Origin of the sequence: Streptomyces violens (genome assembly GCF_000717745.1) — a bacterium.
Lineage (GTDB): Bacteria > Actinomycetota > Actinomycetes > Streptomycetales > Streptomycetaceae > Streptomyces > Streptomyces violens.
The window spans coordinates 1-16,074 of sequence record NZ_JOBH01000006.1; the positions used below are offsets into that span (position 1 = coordinate 1).

The 16,074-nt window shown below is 69.4% G+C and carries 15 protein-coding genes; 5 read left to right on the forward strand and 10 right to left on the reverse strand.

Translation table 11 applies throughout. The annotated features are described in order from the left end of the window. On the reverse strand, window positions 1-369 hold a 369-nt coding region (locus IF04_RS0112405), incomplete at its 3' end, for an aminotransferase class I/II-fold pyridoxal phosphate-dependent enzyme (RefSeq protein WP_030254857.1). A 92-nt stretch (window positions 370-461) separates the two neighbouring features. On the opposite strand from IF04_RS0112405, the gene IF04_RS0112410 reads away from it, so the two are divergent. From IF04_RS0112410 to IF04_RS37335, 3 genes are all read left to right on the forward strand, one after another. Beyond that, complete coding sequence (locus IF04_RS0112410; RefSeq protein ID WP_030254859.1) at window positions 462-1,037, forward strand: helix-turn-helix domain-containing protein; 576 nt, start codon at window positions 462-464, stop codon at window positions 1,035-1,037. Window positions 1,038-1,138: 101 nt separating this feature from the next. Then, window positions 1,139-1,495, forward strand: a complete 357-nt coding sequence (locus IF04_RS0112415) for a DoxX family protein (protein WP_030254860.1) — start codon at window positions 1,139-1,141, stop codon at window positions 1,493-1,495. Window positions 1,496-1,693: 198 nt separating this feature from the next. Next, window positions 1,694-1,948, forward strand: a complete 255-nt coding sequence (locus IF04_RS37335; RefSeq protein WP_245654402.1) for a hypothetical protein — start codon at window positions 1,694-1,696, stop codon at window positions 1,946-1,948. Here the strand turns inward: IF04_RS37335 and IF04_RS0112425 are convergent. From IF04_RS0112425 to IF04_RS0112460, 8 genes are all read right to left on the reverse strand, one after another. Further along, complete coding sequence (locus IF04_RS0112425) at window positions 1,863-3,770, reverse strand: glycoside hydrolase family 127 protein (RefSeq protein ID WP_078600233.1); 1,908 nt, start codon at window positions 3,768-3,770, stop codon at window positions 1,863-1,865. The genes IF04_RS37335 and IF04_RS0112425 overlap by 86 nt on opposite strands. 78 nt (window positions 3,771-3,848) lie before the next feature. Further along, window positions 3,849-5,132, reverse strand: coding sequence for an alpha/beta fold hydrolase (locus IF04_RS0112430; RefSeq protein WP_030254865.1), 1,284 nt, complete (start codon window positions 5,130-5,132; stop codon window positions 3,849-3,851). After that, the gene (locus tag IF04_RS0112435) at window positions 5,129-5,950 is read right to left on the reverse strand and encodes an ATP-binding cassette domain-containing protein (RefSeq protein WP_030254867.1); all 822 of its coding nucleotides are present in this window, start codon (window positions 5,948-5,950) and stop codon (window positions 5,129-5,131) included. Before IF04_RS0112435 ends, IF04_RS0112430 begins: the two co-directional genes overlap by 4 nt. Next, window positions 5,947-6,762 carry an ABC transporter ATP-binding protein gene (locus IF04_RS0112440; RefSeq protein ID WP_030254870.1) on the reverse strand — a complete coding sequence of 272 codons (816 nt, stop codon included), beginning with the start codon at window positions 6,760-6,762 and terminating at the stop codon, window positions 5,947-5,949. The genes IF04_RS0112435 and IF04_RS0112440 overlap by 4 nt, the downstream gene beginning before the upstream one ends. Next, window positions 6,759-7,748, reverse strand: a complete 990-nt coding sequence (locus IF04_RS0112445) for an ABC transporter permease (RefSeq protein ID WP_030254871.1) — start codon at window positions 7,746-7,748, stop codon at window positions 6,759-6,761. The genes IF04_RS0112440 and IF04_RS0112445 overlap by 4 nt, the downstream gene beginning before the upstream one ends. Then, window positions 7,748-8,701, reverse strand: a complete 954-nt coding sequence (locus IF04_RS0112450; RefSeq protein ID WP_030254874.1) for an ABC transporter permease — start codon at window positions 8,699-8,701, stop codon at window positions 7,748-7,750. Before IF04_RS0112450 ends, IF04_RS0112445 begins: the two co-directional genes overlap by 1 nt. A 7-nt stretch (window positions 8,702-8,708) precedes the next feature. Further along, window positions 8,709-10,388: an ABC transporter substrate-binding protein gene (locus tag IF04_RS0112455; RefSeq protein WP_030254877.1), complete on the reverse strand. Its 1,680-nt coding sequence runs from the start codon at window positions 10,386-10,388 to the stop codon at window positions 8,709-8,711. A gap of 37 nt (window positions 10,389-10,425) precedes the next feature. Beyond that, entirely contained in the window at window positions 10,426-12,258 is a 1,833-nt protein-coding gene (locus tag IF04_RS0112460; RefSeq protein ID WP_037959249.1) for a glycoside hydrolase family 127 protein, read from the reverse strand. 396 nt (window positions 12,259-12,654) lie between these two features. Here IF04_RS0112460 and IF04_RS0112465 point away from each other — a divergent pair, with 396 nt between their 5' ends. Then, the gene (locus IF04_RS0112465) at window positions 12,655-13,695 is read left to right on the forward strand and encodes a LacI family DNA-binding transcriptional regulator (RefSeq protein ID WP_030254883.1); all 1,041 of its coding nucleotides are present in this window, start codon (window positions 12,655-12,657) and stop codon (window positions 13,693-13,695) included. Window positions 13,696-13,793: 98 nt separating this feature from the next. Here the strand turns inward: IF04_RS0112465 and IF04_RS0112470 are convergent, their stop codons facing one another. Beyond that, entirely contained in the window at window positions 13,794-14,567 is a 774-nt protein-coding gene (locus tag IF04_RS0112470; protein ID WP_030254886.1) for an IclR family transcriptional regulator, read from the reverse strand. A 180-nt stretch (window positions 14,568-14,747) separates the two neighbouring features. Between IF04_RS0112470 and IF04_RS0112475 the strand changes: the two genes are divergently transcribed. Further along, entirely contained in the window at window positions 14,748-16,070 is a 1,323-nt protein-coding gene (locus IF04_RS0112475; RefSeq protein WP_051831157.1) for an MFS transporter, read from the forward strand. Window positions 16,071-16,074 lie beyond the last annotated feature (4 nt).

Below are 16,074 nucleotides of genomic sequence, written 5' to 3' on the forward strand. Positions count from 1 at the left end.
GTAGCTGTCCGGGATGGAGTAGTGCTGCTGGTAGGTGGGGACGACGGCCACGATGTGGTCGCCCGGTTCGACGAGGGTGGTGTGCACGAGTGCGTTGGCACCGATCGCGCCGTGGGTGATCAGTACATTGTCCGGGCGCTGGGTCGTGTACAGGCCCGCGACCAGGGCGCGCAGACGGGGGCTGCCCGGGATCGGGCCGTAGGTGAGCGGGGTGGCCGCCAGTTCGGCCAGTACCTCCTCGCGCCGGCCGGACAGGTCCAGCAGCTCACCCGTGGTGAGCGAGCGGACGCAGGTCTCGGCGAGGTTGTACCGGCAGGTCTCCTCGTACTCGTTCATCCATTGCTCGACCGCGAACTCACGGATCTTCATCAGGAGCGTCCCTTGGTGGTCTCGTGCATGGTGAGCAATATATTGCTCATTCGGCGATGCGGGCAAGTTGTTTGCGCACTATAGTGCTCACCGTGGGGAGCAAGGTCAGCGTCGGCAGCAGTGCTACGCAGGAGTTCGTCGCTCCCATCGGCGGGCGTATCCGGGCGCTGCGCAAGGAGCGTGGCTGGAGTGTGCAGCAGCTGGCCGAGGCCGGTGGGCTCAGCCGGAGGATGCTGACCGATATCGAGCTGGGGCAGGCCAACCCGAGTCTTGCCACCGTCGACCGCATCGCACGCGCACTGGACACCGACTTCGCCGCCCTTGCCCTGCCCGAGCGTGGCGCGGCGGACGAGCAGGTCGAGGGAACGCTGGTGTGGCAGGACCCCGACGGCAGCCAGGCGCTCCTCCTGGGGGCTACAGAGGACCCGCGAGCCGAACTGTGGCGTTGGACCCTGGTCCCTGGGGGGCACTACGACGCCGAACCCGACCGGCGCGGCGCGCAGGAGATCCATCACGTACTTTCCGGGCGCCTCACGCTGACGCTGGAGGCCGGCCCCCGCGTGCTGGCGCCCGGGCAGAGTGTGGTCATCGCCAGCGACCAGGAGTACGCATACCGCAACGACGACACCGAACCGGTCGTCTTCATGCGAGTCGTCACCGGCGCCTGACCCCGCCCGGAGCGGCTCACGGATGTCACTTTTCGAGGCGCTGCCTCGTCCAAGAGGCGAACACCCATCCGCGATTCCCGCGCAGAAGAAGGAGCAGGCTCGTGTTTGCCGCCTATCTCGTGGTCACCCTCCTCACGTCGGCCGTCAATGGCCTGGCCGCCGTCGCCAACTTCATCGGGCATGAGTACCCGAAGAGCCAGGCGGACAAGTTCGGCGTGCCCAGGTCCTGGATGCGTCCGCTGGGTGCGCTGTTGGCGGCGGGTGCGCTGGGGCTGCTGGCCGGGTTCGCCGTCCCGGCGCTGGGCACGCTCGCCGCCGCCGGGCTCGTGTTGTACTTCCTCGGTGCGCTCTGCGTACATCTGCGGGCCCGTGACTACCAGTTGGGCCCCTGGGCCGTGTTCTTCTGTCTGCCGGTGACCGCGCTGGCCGTGGCCCTGGCCCACCACGGCCCCTGGTGAACCGGCGGCGCGGGCCGGCTCACTGGAAGGCCGGCACGACCTCCTTGATGAACAGTTCCAGGGACGCGCGCTTCGCCTCGTGCGGCAGGCTGTTGCCGATCCAGGAGCTGTACTCGTCGACGCCGAGCTCTTCGTAGGAGCGCAGCCGGTCTATTCGTGAACAAGCTGGAGCGGAACCCGCGCGAAGCCGATGACCCGGTGGCGCGGGACGACCGGGAGCGGTACGCCGAGCTGGTCCAGGAGTTCCACGACGTCCTCATCGCCGGCGCCGACAACAGCAAGCTGGAAGCCCACTACCGGATGCTGATGAACCAGCTCGCCTACTCCCGGTTGGTCAACACGTCCTTGAGTCAACTGGGCGCTCGCCTCAGCCATCAGTGCGCCGGAAGTACGCGTGGTACGGCGCGGTGTTGCCCAGGTAGAAGGGTGCGAGGGTGCGGCCGTGCGTCGTGAAGTGCATCGGCTTCCCGTCCACCCGGCGCACCGCGGCCTCCAGGCCGTCCGGGAATGCGAACTCGGGCAGCTCGGGCTCGCCGCCCTGGGCCGCCAGCAGCACTGGCCCGTAGAAGAGTGACTGCACGGTCGGGTCGTCGACGGCGGCCTCGGTCCGCAGCGAGTAGGGCATGGCGATGCGCACCTCGTCACCCGCCGACCAGTCCCGCCGCAGGGAGACGTACGAGCCGGGCTCGGCCGTGAGGTTCTGCCGCATCCCGTTGACCCGGACGGTGAAGCCGCGCACCGCCCAGTGCGGGACCCGCAGCCGCAGCTCCAGTGGGCCGTCCGCCTCCTTGAAGCGGAGCACCGCCTGCCCCTCGGCGGGGAACTCGCTGCTCTGGACCAGAGTGATGCCCTTCTCCTGCCACGTCAGCGTGGCAGCGATGTACAGGTTCACATACAGGGCGTCCCCGTCGGCGGAGTGGAGGTAGACCGTCTCCTGGTACTTGGTGTGGCTCTCCATGCCGGTGCCGCCGCAGCAGGTGCCGGTGTTGTCGAACTCCCGCCGCGAGCCCGGCCCCATTCCGATGAAGTAGGTGACCTCCGGGCTGGTGGTGCTGTGCGCATCGCGCCGGGACGCGAGGATCTGGTTGGTCAGCGCCTGCTCGTAGTAGTCCATGTAGGCCGGATCCGGCTCGTGGAAGAACAGGTTCCGGGTGAGCTTGAGCATGTTGTACGCGGCGCAGGTCTCCGCGTTGTTGTCGGCCAGCGTGGCAGCCACGGCGTCGCGCGCCCGGAACATCTCGCCCTGTCCGGTGCCGCCGAGCGCATAGGTGCGGTGGCCGACGACCATGTGCCAGAAATTCCGTGCCGCCGTCAGATAGGATCCACCGCCCGCCTCGTCGTACAGCCGCAGATAGCCCGTGAACTGCGGGATGTGCTGGTTGGCGTGCTTGCCGTCGAGGATGTCGCGGTCCGCGGCGCAGGCCGCGAGCAGCGCGGTGTTGTCGAAGCAGCGGGCCGCCGCGAGATGGCGCCGGTTCCCGGTCAGTGTGTACAGGTCGGCCAGTACCTCGTTCATACCGCCGTACTCGCCCGCGATGTAGATCGACCACATCCGGTTCAGCTGCTCCTGTGGCAGCCGGCCCAGTCGGCTGTAGACCCAGTCGCCCATCCCGCGTGCCAGCTCCAGCGCGCGGGCGTTGCCGCCCAGCAGATGGGCGTCGAGCAACCCGCGCATGATCTTGTGACAGGTGTAGTAGGGCGCCCAGATGGTGGGGTAGGTGGTGTAGCTCTCCAGCTGGATGAACTGGGTCTCCGGGTAGGCGGCCAGGTAGCCGGGGTGGCTGGGTGGGTTCGCGGGGTCGGCAGCGAACGCATCCCGGCACTCGCCGAGCGCGCCGACCAGGTAGTCCAGCTTCTGCTTGAAGCCGCGCTCGCCGGTGTCCGCGTACGCCTGGGCGATCAGGGTGAGGAAGTGCCCCGCGTAATGGCCGCGCAGCTTGCCGTCGAAGGTCTCCCAGCTGCCGGGCGGCTGCGCACCCCGGGTGTCGAGACCGGCGTTGGCGCGGAACACAGCGAGGATCCGGTCGGCGGGATAGGCGGCGGCGTACTCCAGCATCAGGTCGCGCTTGGCGCGGAAGACCCCGTCGCGCAGGGAGACCGCGCCCAGTGGGAACGGCCGGACCTTCCAGTTCTCCGGGGAGGGGAGCGCCCCTGCCGCGCCGCCGACGGCCGTGGCTCCGACGGCGTGCGCGGGCAGGGAGGCGAGGGCCGGCAGGGCGGCGGCAGCGGCGAGGGAGTGCAGCAGGCCGCGGCGGGAGAGACCGGTTCCGGTCATGGGCGTACTCCTGTCTCGGTGGGGATGGGAAGGGGAGCAAGGGCCGCCGGGCATGTGGGGACGTGCGCGCCCGGCCGGTCACACTGCTGCGTTCCCTCCGGTGTCGTGCAGCAGCTCGGTCAGCCGGGCGAAGACCCGTTCGTCGCGGATGCCGTCGTGTTCGTACTCATTGGTGATCCAGGTCCGGATGTTGCCGACCCGTGCGGCCGTGTCGAGTTGCAGGCCCGCGTCCACGTACATGTCGTCGTAGTAGACGGCGGCGGCGACCGGGATCTCATTGGCGGCCAGCCGGTCGAGGTCGTAGAGCGGCGGCCACTCCTCGCGGGTGGCCAGCAGCTCGACGGCCCCACGGAACGGGCGGAGTTCGGCAATCTCCCGGAACATCCAGGGGTAGATCATTTCCCCCGTGAACAGCAGCGGCCTTGCGTCCTCCGCGAACCGCGGACGCGCGGCTCGCTCGGTCTGCGCCGCCCACGCCGTCGCGCCGGTGCCGTGCCCGTAGATGCTCTCCTGGAGCGCCGCGAACAGCGGGTTGTCGCTGTACGAGGTGCGGGCCAGCACCTGGTGCAGGAACGCCGCCGACAGTTCGTCCCCGTTGAACGCCTCGTCGAGCAGCCAGTGCATGCGCTCGTGACCCGGCTTCATGCCGAGGTCGATGCCGAGCGACTGCAGCCGCCGGACTGTCAGCACATCGCCGTCGGGCAGCCGCACCCCGCCCTCGGACAGCCGGTCCGCGATCCGGCCGACGAGCTCGACGTGGTGCGGGTAACGCCGGTAGAACGCCCCGGTTTTCGCCTCGGCCCTGGGGTACGTGCGCCGGTAGACCTCGGCGGCCGACGGTTCGAGGCCGGGCAGTCCGCCGGTGACGTAGCAGGCACTCAGCCCCTCCGGCGCCCGGGACAGGTAGGTCAGGGTGAGGAAGCCGCCGTACGACTGCCCGAGCGTGGTCCAGCGCCGGCCGCCGAAGAGGTTCTTCCGCAGGTGCTCGTGGTCCGCCACGATCGAGTCGGCCCGGAAGCAGGCAAGGAAGTCCGCGCCCTCCTGCACGGTCGCGAACGCGCTCATCCGGCGGCCGTCGATCCGGGTGCTGCGGCCGGTGCCGCGCTGGTCGGCCAGGACCACCCGGTGGGTCTTCAGCGCCTGGCCGAGCCACCCGTCGGGGGCGAGCGGGCGTGGGCCCTTCCCGCCGGGGCCGCCCTGCAGGTAGACCAGGCAGGGCAGTTCCGTTCCCGACCGTCCGGGAGCGGTGAGGTCGCGGACGAAGAGCTGGATCGTGCCCCGTGAGGGATCGGACCAGTCGAGCGGGACGTCGACGATGTGCTCCCGTACCCGCATCCCGGGAATCGTGTAGGTGACGGTCATCCGGCGGCGGCCCTCCTCCGACGGTCCCACTCCGGATTGATCCGGGGGATCGCGGCCAGCAGCGTCCGGGTGTACGGGTCGCCTGGGGCGTCGAAGACCTGGCGACACGGCCCCTGTTCGACGATCTTCCCATTGCTCATGACCGCGACCCGCTGCGCCATCCGCCGGACCACGGCCAGGTCGTGGGCGATGAAGAGATAGCTGAACCCGCTCTCGCGCTGGAGCCGCAGCAGCAGATCGATGACCTGCGCCTGGACGGACACGTCGAGCGCGGAGACCGCCTCGTCGCAGATCACCAGCTTCGGATTGACGGCGAGCGCGCGGGCGATGCCGATCCGCTGGGCCTGGCCGCCGGAGAACTGCGCGGGATAGCGCTGGGCGTGGTCGGGGTTGAGACCGACCCGCTCCATCAGCTCCTTGGTGTGGGCCCGCCGGCCGCCGGTGGGCGCGATGCCCTGGTAGTCCAGCGGCGCCATCAGGATGCGCTCGACGGTGTGCCGGGGGTTGAGCGAGGAGAACGGATCCTGGAAGACGACCTGCACGTCGGCGCGGTAGCGGGCGAGCCGCGCGCCCGTGGCGCGGGTGACGTCCTCCCCCTCGAACTCCAGGGTGCCCGCACTCGGGTCCATCAGCTTGGCGACGATCCGCGCGCTGGTGGACTTGCCGCTGCCGGACTCGCCGACCACGGCGAGGGTCTCGCCCGGCCGCACGTCGAAGCTGACGCCGTCCACGGCGGTGAACTCTTTCCTGCGGCCGTACGGGCCACGGGTGGTGAACCGCTTGGTCAGGCCGCGCGCACTGAGCAGCACGTCACTCACAGCACCACCTCGTCGGCCGGGAGATCGTCGGTGATACGCGGGATGCTCTCGAGCAGCCTCCGCGTGTACGCGTGCCGGGGTGCGGAGAAGACCTGCTCGGCCGTGCCGTACTCGACCTGCTGGCCCTCGCACATCACCAGCACGCGCGTGGCGATCGAACCGATCACGGCGAGGTCGTGGGTGATGAAGACCATCCCGGTGTGCGTCTGCCGTTGCAGGTCGGCGAGCAGGCGCAGGATCTGGGCCTGCACGGTCACGTCCAGGGCGGTGGTCGGCTCGTCGGCGATGAGCAGCGCCGGTGAACAGACCAGCGCCATCGCGATCATGATGCGCTGTCGCTGCCCGCCGGAGAACTGGTGGGGGTAGTGGCCCGCCCGCTCCTGCGGCTCGGGGATGCCGACCTGCCGCAGCGCCTCGACGACGGCCTTGCGGGCCGCCTTCCGCGAACCGCCCCGGTGGGCCCGGTACATCTCCTCGATCTGCAGGCCGACCGTGTAGTACGGGTTCAGCGAGGACAGCGGGTCCTGGAAGATCATGGACGCCTGCTCGCCGCGGATCCGGCGCATCTCGCGGTCCGTACGATGCAGCAGCTCGGCGCCGTCCAGCCGGATGCTGCCCTTCGTCATCGCCCCGCGCGGCAGCAGGCCCATGATGGCCAGGCTGGTCATCGACTTGCCCGAGCCGGACTCGCCGACGATGCCGACGGTCTCGTCCCTGCCGACCGTGAACGACACGTCCTTGACCACGTCCACGGGACCGCGGGTGGTCGGCAGGGTCACGGTGAGGTTCTGCACGGCGAGAAGCTCGTTCATCGGATCCTCACTCTCGGGTCGAGGCCGGTGTAGAGGAGGTCGACCAGGACATTGCCGACCACTACGAAGAACGCCGCGAGGAGGGTGACCGCCATGATGACCGGCTGGTCGTTCTTGGCGATCGAGTCGGCGGCCATCTTGCCGACGCCGTCGAGACCGAAGACGGTCTCGGTGATCAGCGCGCCGCCCAGCAGCGCGGCGAAGTCCATGCCGAAGATCGTGGTGACCGGCGTGAGCGCGGGCCGCAGCGCATGCCGCCGCATCGTGAGCACGGGGGACAGCCCCTTGGACCGGGCCGTCCGCATGAAGTTCTCGGCCAGCGTGTCGATGACGTTCGCCCTGGTCAGCCGGGCGTACAGACACGCGTAGCCGGTGGCGAGGACGATCCATGGCATCAGATACGACTGGAACCACAGGACAGGGTCGTCGGTGAACGTCACGCTCGAAGGGAACGGAAGAATCCGCAGTTTGACGACCAGGACGTACTGCAGGGCGAGCGCGAGCACGTAGTTGGGGATGCTGGCACCGCCCAGGGCCAGGTTCATGACGGACCTGTCCCACCAGGTGCCCTCCTTGACCGCGCTGAGCAGCCCCGCCGTGATGCCGGCGAGCAGCCAGAGCACGGCCGCGCCGATCGCGACGGTGGCGCTGACCGGGAGGCGGTCCACGACCATCTCCCACACCGACTGGCTGGTCTGGAACGAGTAGCCGAGGCAAGGTGCCGGGCAGTGCACGCTGTTCGCACCGGAGCCGTAGTCCCGCCCGGCGATCAGCCCGCTCAGGAAGTCCCAGAACTGCGTGAGGAACGGCTTGTCGATGCCGAGGACCGTACGGATCTCCGTGACCCGCTCCGGCGTGCAGGTCTTGCCGCAGATCAGCAACGCCGGATCCGGCGACAGCTTGAAGAAGATGAGGTAGGTGAACAGGCAGACCGTGAAGAGGATCAGTACGAGCCCGGCGATCCGGCCGGCGAGGTAGCGGGCCATCAGGCGGCCTCCCCGGCGTCGGTGGCGGCCCTGATCCGGTCCCCCAGCACGGTGAGGGACAGCACGGTCAGAAAGAGGAAGAGCCCGGGGATCGCGAAGTACATCGGGTCCACCGCGTACCAGCTGACCGAGCCGGCGATCATCTGGCCCCACGAAGGCGTCGGCGGGCTGACGCCCACGCCCAGGAAGGACAGTCCGGCCTCGGTGCCGATGTATCCGGGCACCGCCAGGGTCGTCATCACGATGAGCGAGCTGCGCAGGTTCGGCAGGATCTCCTTGAACACCAGGGCCGCCGTGGACGCGCCCGACGCGCGGGCCGCCTCCACGAAGTCCCGGTTCACCAGCGTCAGCGTCTGACCGCGCACCACCCGCGCGAGATACGGCCAGCCGAACACGCTGATCACGACGACCAGCAGAAGCGACCTGTTTCCCGAAGGCAGCGACGACAGGATGGCAATCATGAAGATCAAGGCCGGAAAGGCCATCAGAAAGTCCATGACCCGGGAGACGACCTGGTCGACCCAGCCACCGTAGAAGCCGGCAAGCATGCCGAACACCACTCCGAGCAGCGTGGTGAGCACGGTCGCCGACGCGGCGATGAGGAACGACACGCGCGCGCCGTACGCGATACGGGCCAGGATGTCGCGGCCGTTCAACGGCTCGACGCCGAGCAGATGGTCGGCGCTGATCCCACCCAACGAGCCCTTGGGCAGGCCGCCGGCGTCGACGTCGATGGCGGCCGTGTCGAACGCGGTCGGCCCGTGGCCGGTGAGCGCGCTGATCACCGGCGCGCAGAGCGCCATCAGCAGCACCAGGGCGAGGAACCCGGCACTGAAGAGGGCGGCCCGGTCGTGCAGCAGGACGCCCAGGATCCGGCGGCCCGCTGTGGCGGGCGCACCGGGTGCGCCCACCGACGGACCGGCCTGCGCGTCATGCGCGATGGCAGTCGTCATGTGTCGCCTACTTTCCCGGGTCCTTGAGTCCGACGGAGACCAGGTCGATGCCGCCGCTGAACGCATCGGACAGATAGGCGCCCGCGATGTTGGAGCCGGTGACGGCGATGGCCTTCTCGTAGGCCAGCGGCACGATCGGGGCGTGGGCCATGATCTGCTTGTCCAGTGCGCCGTATGCCTTGTTGGCGGCGGCCACGTCCTTCATGGCCGCGATCTCGTCGATTCGCTCGTTGACGGCGGCGTTGTCGATCTGCGCCACGTTGTTGTTCGCGGTCGGGGTGATGTTGCGGCCGTCGAACAGCGGCGGCAGGAAGGTCGCCCCCGACGCCCAGTCGGGACACCAGCCGGTGAGGGCGAGGTCGTGCTGCTTGGCCGGGGTGCCGATGACCTCGTAGTACGACGACGTGTCAATGTTGTTGATCTTGACCTTGATGTTCAGTGGCTTGAGGGCCTCCTGGATCGCGACCGCGACCGCCGTCAGCTTGGCCACCGGACGGTTGTCCAGGGTGAGGGTGAACCCGCCCCGGGGTCCCGCCTCGGCGAGCAATTTCCTGGCCTTGGCCGCGTTGTGCGGGTACGGGTCGTACTCGGCGCGGCCGCGGATGGTCGGCGGTTGGATCGCGGTCGCCTCGGCGGCGAGTTGTTTACCGCCGAGCGCGGCGACGACCGTGTCCTTGTTGACCGCGTAGGCGATGGCCTGACGCACTCTCACGTCGGAGAGGTGCTTGCGCGTGGTGTTGATGCCCAGGTATGTGGTGCAGCCGCTGAGCCCCGACAGGGTGCGTTCCTTCAGCTGCGGGGTCTGGATGCGCGACAGGGTCGCCGCCTGGATCGTGCCGGCGATGGCGTTGGCATCCGTGCCCTGCCCGGCAAGCATGCGCTCATCGATGGTGGCGCCGTCGAGACCGAAGGTCCACTCGAACGCGTCCGGCTCGGCCGCGCGGACGCTGTCGGTCGACGCCTTCCAGTGCGGGTTGCGGACCAGCTTCAGCGACGTACCGCGGTCATAGCTCGCCACCTTGTAGGGGCCGGAGGCGATCGGCTTGGTGTCGAACGCGTGGGCAGCGCCCGTTCCCTTGGGAAACGGGGTGAAGTTGGGCATGGTCAGCGCGCTCGGAAAGTCGGGGAAGGATTTCTTGAGATGGAAGACAACGGTCTTGGCGTCGGGCGTCTCGATCGAGTCGAGGTCACCGGAGCGGTACGGGCCCTTGTAGTTCCTGGGCGCGTCGATCAGCCGCTTCGGATACGGTGAGCCGCCCATCCCGGGGTCCCAGGCGCGCTCGATGCCGAACTTCACGGCCGCGCTGTCGATGGGAGTCCCGTCCTGGAAGGCCAGGCCGTCCTTGAGGTGGTACGTCCAGGTCCTGGCGTTGTCGGACGGCGTGCCGAGGTCGGTCGCCAGATCCGGGACGACCTTCGTGCCCTTGGCGCCGGGGCCGGCGCCGAACGTGGTCAGCCCGCGGTAGATGAGCCGGTAGAAATTGTTCACCCCGCCGTCCCAGCCGAGTCCGGGGTCCAGATGGGAGAAGTCCGCGGTGGCCAGGACGCGGACGGTGCCGCCCTTGGCGGGCTCCTGCACGGATCCCGGTCCGGTGCCCTTGGCCGGGGTGCCCGCCCCGCCGTTGCAGGCCGCGAGCATCAGCGTACTGAGCGCCGTGGCGCCGGCGATTGCCGTGGATCTCCTCATATCGCATTCCTTCGTTCGTTGAACTCGGCGGATGCGGTCACTGGGTCCTCACCCACACGCGCATGGCCTCGGACCCGCGGTTGCCCCACAGGAAGTAGGGGATGAGGGTCACGGGGACCGTCGCGGTCCGCTCGATGGCGGGTCGTCCGGCGGTGAGCTCCGGATAGAGCTCCGGCGCCGGAGCGGGCGCGACGTCCGCCGCCAGCCGGAGGGCGAGCGCACCGGGCAGCCCGTCCATCGACGAAGAGATGTCCGCGGCGGCGATGCGTTCGGCCGAGAGGACGAGGTCGTCCACCGGGGCGGGGGAGTCCTGCTGCTCGACGCAGTAGACCAGCGGGCCTCGGGCGATGCCGACCGCGCCGCGGGTCGCGTCCAGGTGGGGATGCGACAGGTGTGCGCGCACCGGCATCGGCAGGTGCAGACGTATCGACTCGCCCTCGTTCCAGTTCCGTTCGACCGTCAGCCAGCCGTCCTCGGCCGCGGCGGGCGCGCCGTCGAGCGTGACGTCGTGTGCCCAGGCAGGGACCCGGAGTTTGATCGCGTACGGGCGGCTGGGGGCGCGGTCGACGGTGAGCTGCACGTCCCCGTCCCACGGGTAGGCCGTCTCGACGGTCACGGCGAGGGCGTCCGTCTCGATCCGGCCCTCGGCGTACAGGGCGAGGAACAGGGCGTCGTGGCGCTCGGCTGCCACGTAGTCACCGAGCTGCGCCATCCACCGGACGATGTTCGGCGGGCAGCAGGGGCAGCGGAACCACGCCCGGCGCAGTGACTCGCCGCCGGTCTCGGCCCCGCTCCGCTGCTCGTGGTCGGGGCGGCGCTGGAGCGGATTGTCGTAGAAGAAGGCGCTCCCCTCGGCGGACAGACCCACGGCGTAGGCATTGAAGAGCACGCGCTCGAAGACGTCGAGGTACTTCGCGCCGCCGGTGGCCACGAACATGCGCCAGGCCCACTGCATGACGGCGATGGCGGCACAGGTCTCGCTGTAGGCGCGCTCGGACGGCAGTTCGTACCGGTCGCCGATGGCCTCGTCGGAGTGCCGGCTGCCGAGCCCGCCGGTGAGGTAGAGCTTGGTGGCGACCATGTCGTCCCACAGCCGGTCGAGCGTCTCGAAAAGGGACCGGTCGCCGGTCTCCAGGTAGACGTCGGTCGCCCCGGCGGCCAGGTACGCCATGCGGACCGCGTGCCCGATGACCGACGGGAGCTCACGGAAGGGCAGGTGGTCCTGGAAGTACTCGGGCGAGAAGATGCTGTGCTGAAGGTGCCCGTGCCCGCGCCGGTCCACGAACAGGCTCGCCTGGGTCAGGTAGTCGCGGTCACCGGTCTCCCGGTACAGCTCGACCAGGGCCATCTCCACCTCAGGGTGGCCGCAGATGCCCTCTTCGCGTCCCTGGCCGAAGCGGCGCACAGCCAGATCGGCGAACTTCACGGCCACGTCGAGGAGCCGGCGGTCGCCCATCCGGCGGTTGGCCGCGATGGCGGCCTGTATCAGGTGGCCGAGGTTGTAGAGCTCGTGGCCCCAAGTCAGGTCCTCCCAGGGCTTCTTGGTCGCTGCCGGATCCTGGAAGAACGAGTTCAGATAGCCGTCCTCGGCCTGCACCTGCTCCAACAGGCCGACCACTTCGTCGAAGAACTCCCGCGCGCCCTCGCCCGCGCTGCCGGCACCGATCTCGTACGCCAGGCCCTCGAGCGTCTTGTACAGGTCGGTGTCGAGGAACGGGTACCGCCCGCGATAGGCCGGGGGGTCGTCGACGAGCAGGCGGCACAGGTTGTCAACGTTGCCCGCGGCGCGCAGCTGCTCGATGGCGTGCGGGATCGTCGACTGCCGGTTCCGGTCCTGCCACTGGCGGAGCAGACCACCTGTGATGCGCACTGCGGGAAGCGGGACGACGGCACCCGCCGCTGTCCGTACGGCTCCCGCTCGATCAGTCGGACAGTCCTTGACCTGATGAGTCGTCATTGATTCTCCGAGTGCTGGAGGGCATTGCCCGGTGCGCGTGTCGGGGTCCGGGCGGAAGGCAGCAGGTTGCCCCGGAGCGCGAGTCCGGAGCGGCCGTGTGCTGTGGGCAAGTCAGGAAAACCTTTTCCCAAGTGACGCTAGGACTCCACCGAGAGAGCGTCAAGAAGTCGCGCAGCGGGTTTTCCCGCCCGAAACCAGTCGTTCGGCACTCCGAACACGCGCAGGGGATGGCACCATGGATGCCTGCCTCGGGGACGACGCCGCCCCGAGGTCGGGACGACGGATGCGCGTATGAGAAAAGGTTTGCCCATGGCAGTCCAGAAATCTGGCAGCGAGTCCCCGGCGCACCGTGCCACGCTCACCGACGTCGCCGCGCTCGCCGGAGTCACCCCGGGGACGGCGTCCAAGGCGCTCAACGGACGCGGCCGGCTCCGCCCGGAGACCCGGCAGCGGGTACTGGAGGCCGCCCAGCGCCTCGACTTCCAGCCCAACGCGCTTGCTCAGTCACTGCTCACCGGCCGCAGCAGCACGGTCGGCCTGCTCACCACGGACAGCATCGGCCGGTTCAGCCTCCCGGTCCTGCTCGGCGCCGAGGACGCGCTGGGCGCGGGCCAGATCTCCGTCCTGCTGTGCGACAGCCGGGGCGACGCCATCCGCGAGCGCCACTACCTGCGCACACTCATCGCACGCGGTGTGGACGGCATCATCGTCACCGGACGGCGCACCGATCCTCGCCCGCCCCTGCCGGGCCCGTTGCCGGTTCCCACGGTCTACGCGCTCGGCCCGTCCGCCGACTCGACGGACGACTCCGTGGTCTCCGACGATGCCCACGGCGTGCACCTGGCCGTACGCCACCTGCTGGACACCGGGCGCACCCGGATCGCGCATGTCACCGGGCCCGAGCACCACGCGGCAGCCGCGGTGCGGTCCGAGCACACCCGCGCCGAACTGACCGCCGCCGGCCTCGAACTCGCCACGGGCCGACCCCACTTCGGAGAGTGGAGCGAGGCTTGGGGCCGACAGGCATCCGCCATCGTGCTGCGCGCCGCCCCCGACTGCGACGCGCTGCTGTGCGGCAACGATCAGATCGCCCGCGGCGTCACCGATGCCCTGCGCGAGTCCGGCCGGCGGGTCCCCCAGGACATCGCCGTGGTCGGCTACGACAACTGGGACGTCATGGCGCTGGCCGCCCGACCGCCCCTGACCACCGTGGACACCAACCTCGCCGAGGTCGGGCGCATCGCCGCCCTGCACCTCCTGGACGCCCTCGACGGCCGCCCCCACCAAGGCATCACCGCTGTCCCCTGCCGCCTGGTGGTCCGCGACTCCAGCGCGCCCGGCGTGAACTGACGCCCCGGACACGGCACTTCGCCGCATCCGGAGCTCCGTCGCTCTCAATGCCCGGGCGACTATGGGCCGTTCACGTCGTTGAGGCGAACGGGCCCCTCTCAGAACGGCCGCGGCGGCAGCAGTACCGCGAGTTCGTGGGCCGCGTTTGTCAGTGCGGGGCGCAGGGCGAGCAGGTCTGCTGGGGGCATGCGGAAGGCGGGGGCCGCGATCGAGAGGGCGGCGTGGGCGATGCGGTCCGGGCCGAGGATCGGGACGCCCAGGGCGCGGATGCCCGGCTCGTGTTCCTCGTCGGCGATGGCGTGGCCTTCGGCGCGTACCTGCTCGATCTCGGTGCGGAACGCGGCGCGGTCGGTGATCGAGTGGGGGCCCAGTGCGGTCAGTTCGATGCCTTCGATGAGCGCTTCGCGTCTCTCCGTGGGTGCAAAGGCGATCAGCACTTTGCCCATTGAGGTGCAGTGCAGCGGGCCGTGTTTGCCGGGCTCGCCGCGCACGCTCACCTGTTGCGGGCCCTCGACGTGGTGGATGTAGAGCTGCTTGTCGCCGTCCAGTACGGACATCAGGACGGCCTCGCGGCAGGTCTCGGCGAGCCTGCGCATCACCGGCAGTGCGACGCCCGCGAAGCCGTGCGCGTGCGAGACGCGCTGGCCGAGCTGGTACACCCGTAGTCCCAGCGTGTAGTGCTTGGTGCGGGCGTCGAACTCCACGAAGCTGTCCCGGGTCAGGGACTTCAGGAGCCGGTAGCACGTGCTGGTCGGGAAGCCGGAGGCGCGGGCCAGTTCGGAGAGCGTGACGCCGGTTGGGCGCTCGCCGAGCAGGGTGAGGACGTGCAGGGCCTTGCCGACCATGTCGGAGGCCGGGGTGCTGGTGGACATACGGGCAGTTTCCCATACCGCTTCTCGCATGGCGGCAAGGTTTTTCCTCTCCCGGAAACAATCCGTTGACAGGTGGAAATGGGGCCGTCATTCTCTTTTCAGTTTGCGGGAGCGGTTGCCACATCGTGGCAACTGGCCCTGTCTAGCTGCCCTTTCCGTCTCGGGAGAAAGGTCACCTGTATGTCGACCCCGCACCCGGCCGCCGCCCCGGCGCCCGCCGTCGCCGCCCTCAGTCGCCGGCGCTGGACCCGGCTGATGCCCGTGGTCTTCGTGACCTACAGCTTCGCCTACCTGGAACGCTCCAACTTCTCCGTGGCCGCCGCCGGCGGCATGGCCGACGACCTGCACATCACCGGCTCCGTCTCGGCCCTGCTCGGCTCGCTCTTCTTCCTCGGCTACTTCGCCTTCCAGATCCCCGGCGCCATCTACGCCGAGCGACGGAGCGTCAAGAAGCTGATCGTGTGGTGCCTGGTGCTGTGGGGTTTGTTGGCCACCGCGCAGGGACTGATCCCCGACGTACGCGTGCTGATGGTGGTGCGCTTTCTGCTCGGCGTCTCCGAGGCCGCCGTACTGCCCGCGATGGTCATCCACATCACCCACTGGTTCACCGCCCGCGAGCGCGGCCGTGCCAACACCTGGCTCATCCTCGGCAACCCCGCCACCGTCCTGTGGCTCACCGTCGTCTCCGGTTACCTGGTCGAATGGGTCGGCTGGCACGGGATGTTCATCGCCCAGGGGCTACCGGCCCTGATCTGGGCATTCGTCTTTCACAAGTGCATCGATGACCACCCGCGTGACGCCAAGTGGCTCACGTCCGAGGAGCGCACCGCGCTGGAAGGCGCCCTCGCCGCCGAACAGGGACGGCTGCCGGCCGGCGGCAGTTACCTCGCCGCGTTCCGCTCCCGCAACGTCGTGCTGCTCTCCCTCCAGTACTTCCTGTGGAGCCTCGGCGTCTACGGCTTCGTCTTCTGGCTGCCCTCCATCGTCCGCGCCGGCAGCGAGGAGGGCATCGGCCTCACCGGACTGATCTCGGCCCTGCCGTACCTCTTCGCCTGTGCCGCGATGCTCTACAACAGCCGCGCCTCCGACCGCGCCGGCTCCCGCAGCCGGTACGTCTGGCCCTGGCTGCTGCTCGGCGCCGCCGGGTTCTACGGCTCGTACCTGCTCGGCGATGCGTTCTGGCTGTCGTACCCGCTGCTGTGCATCGCCGCGGCCGGTATGTACGCCCCGTACGGCCCCTACTTCGCCACCATCCCCGAACTGCTGCCGCAGAAGCTGAGTGCCGCCGCTGTCGGCCTCATCAACTCCTTCGGTGCGCTCGGCGGCTTCGCCGGCAGCTATCTGATCGGCACGCTGAACGACGTGACCGGCTCCACCGCCGCTTCGTTCCTCACCATGGCCGGCTGCCTCGTCCTCGCCGCGGCGCTGATGTTCGCGGTAAGGGCACCCCGGGCCGACGCCGCCCCGGTGCCGCGGCCGGCACCCCTCACGAAGGACGCCTGACAGC

Excerpts from the sequence above, each read along its gene's own strand:
- IF04_RS0112470 (WP_030254886.1), bottom strand. The coding sequence starts at position 14,567 with ATGTCCACCAGCACCCCGGCCTCCGACATGGTCGGCAAGGCCCTGCAC.
- IF04_RS0112465 (WP_030254883.1), top strand. The coding sequence starts at position 12,655 with ATGGCAGTCCAGAAATCTGGCAGCGAGTCCCCGGCGCACCGTGCCACG.
- IF04_RS0112425 (WP_078600233.1), bottom strand. The coding sequence starts at position 3,770 with ATGACCGGAACCGGTCTCTCCCGCCGCGGCCTGCTGCACTCCCTCGCC.
- IF04_RS0112450 (WP_030254874.1), bottom strand. The coding sequence starts at position 8,701 with ATGACGACTGCCATCGCGCATGACGCGCAGGCCGGTCCGTCGGTGGGC.
- IF04_RS0112475 (WP_051831157.1), top strand. The coding sequence starts at position 14,748 with ATGTCGACCCCGCACCCGGCCGCCGCCCCGGCGCCCGCCGTCGCCGCC.
- IF04_RS0112455 (WP_030254877.1), bottom strand. The coding sequence starts at position 10,388 with ATGAGGAGATCCACGGCAATCGCCGGCGCCACGGCGCTCAGTACGCTG.
- IF04_RS0112430 (WP_030254865.1), bottom strand. The coding sequence starts at position 5,132 with ATGACCGTCACCTACACGATTCCCGGGATGCGGGTACGGGAGCACATC.
- IF04_RS0112445 (WP_030254871.1), bottom strand. The coding sequence starts at position 7,748 with ATGGCCCGCTACCTCGCCGGCCGGATCGCCGGGCTCGTACTGATCCTC.
- IF04_RS0112440 (WP_030254870.1), bottom strand. The coding sequence starts at position 6,762 with ATGAACGAGCTTCTCGCCGTGCAGAACCTCACCGTGACCCTGCCGACC.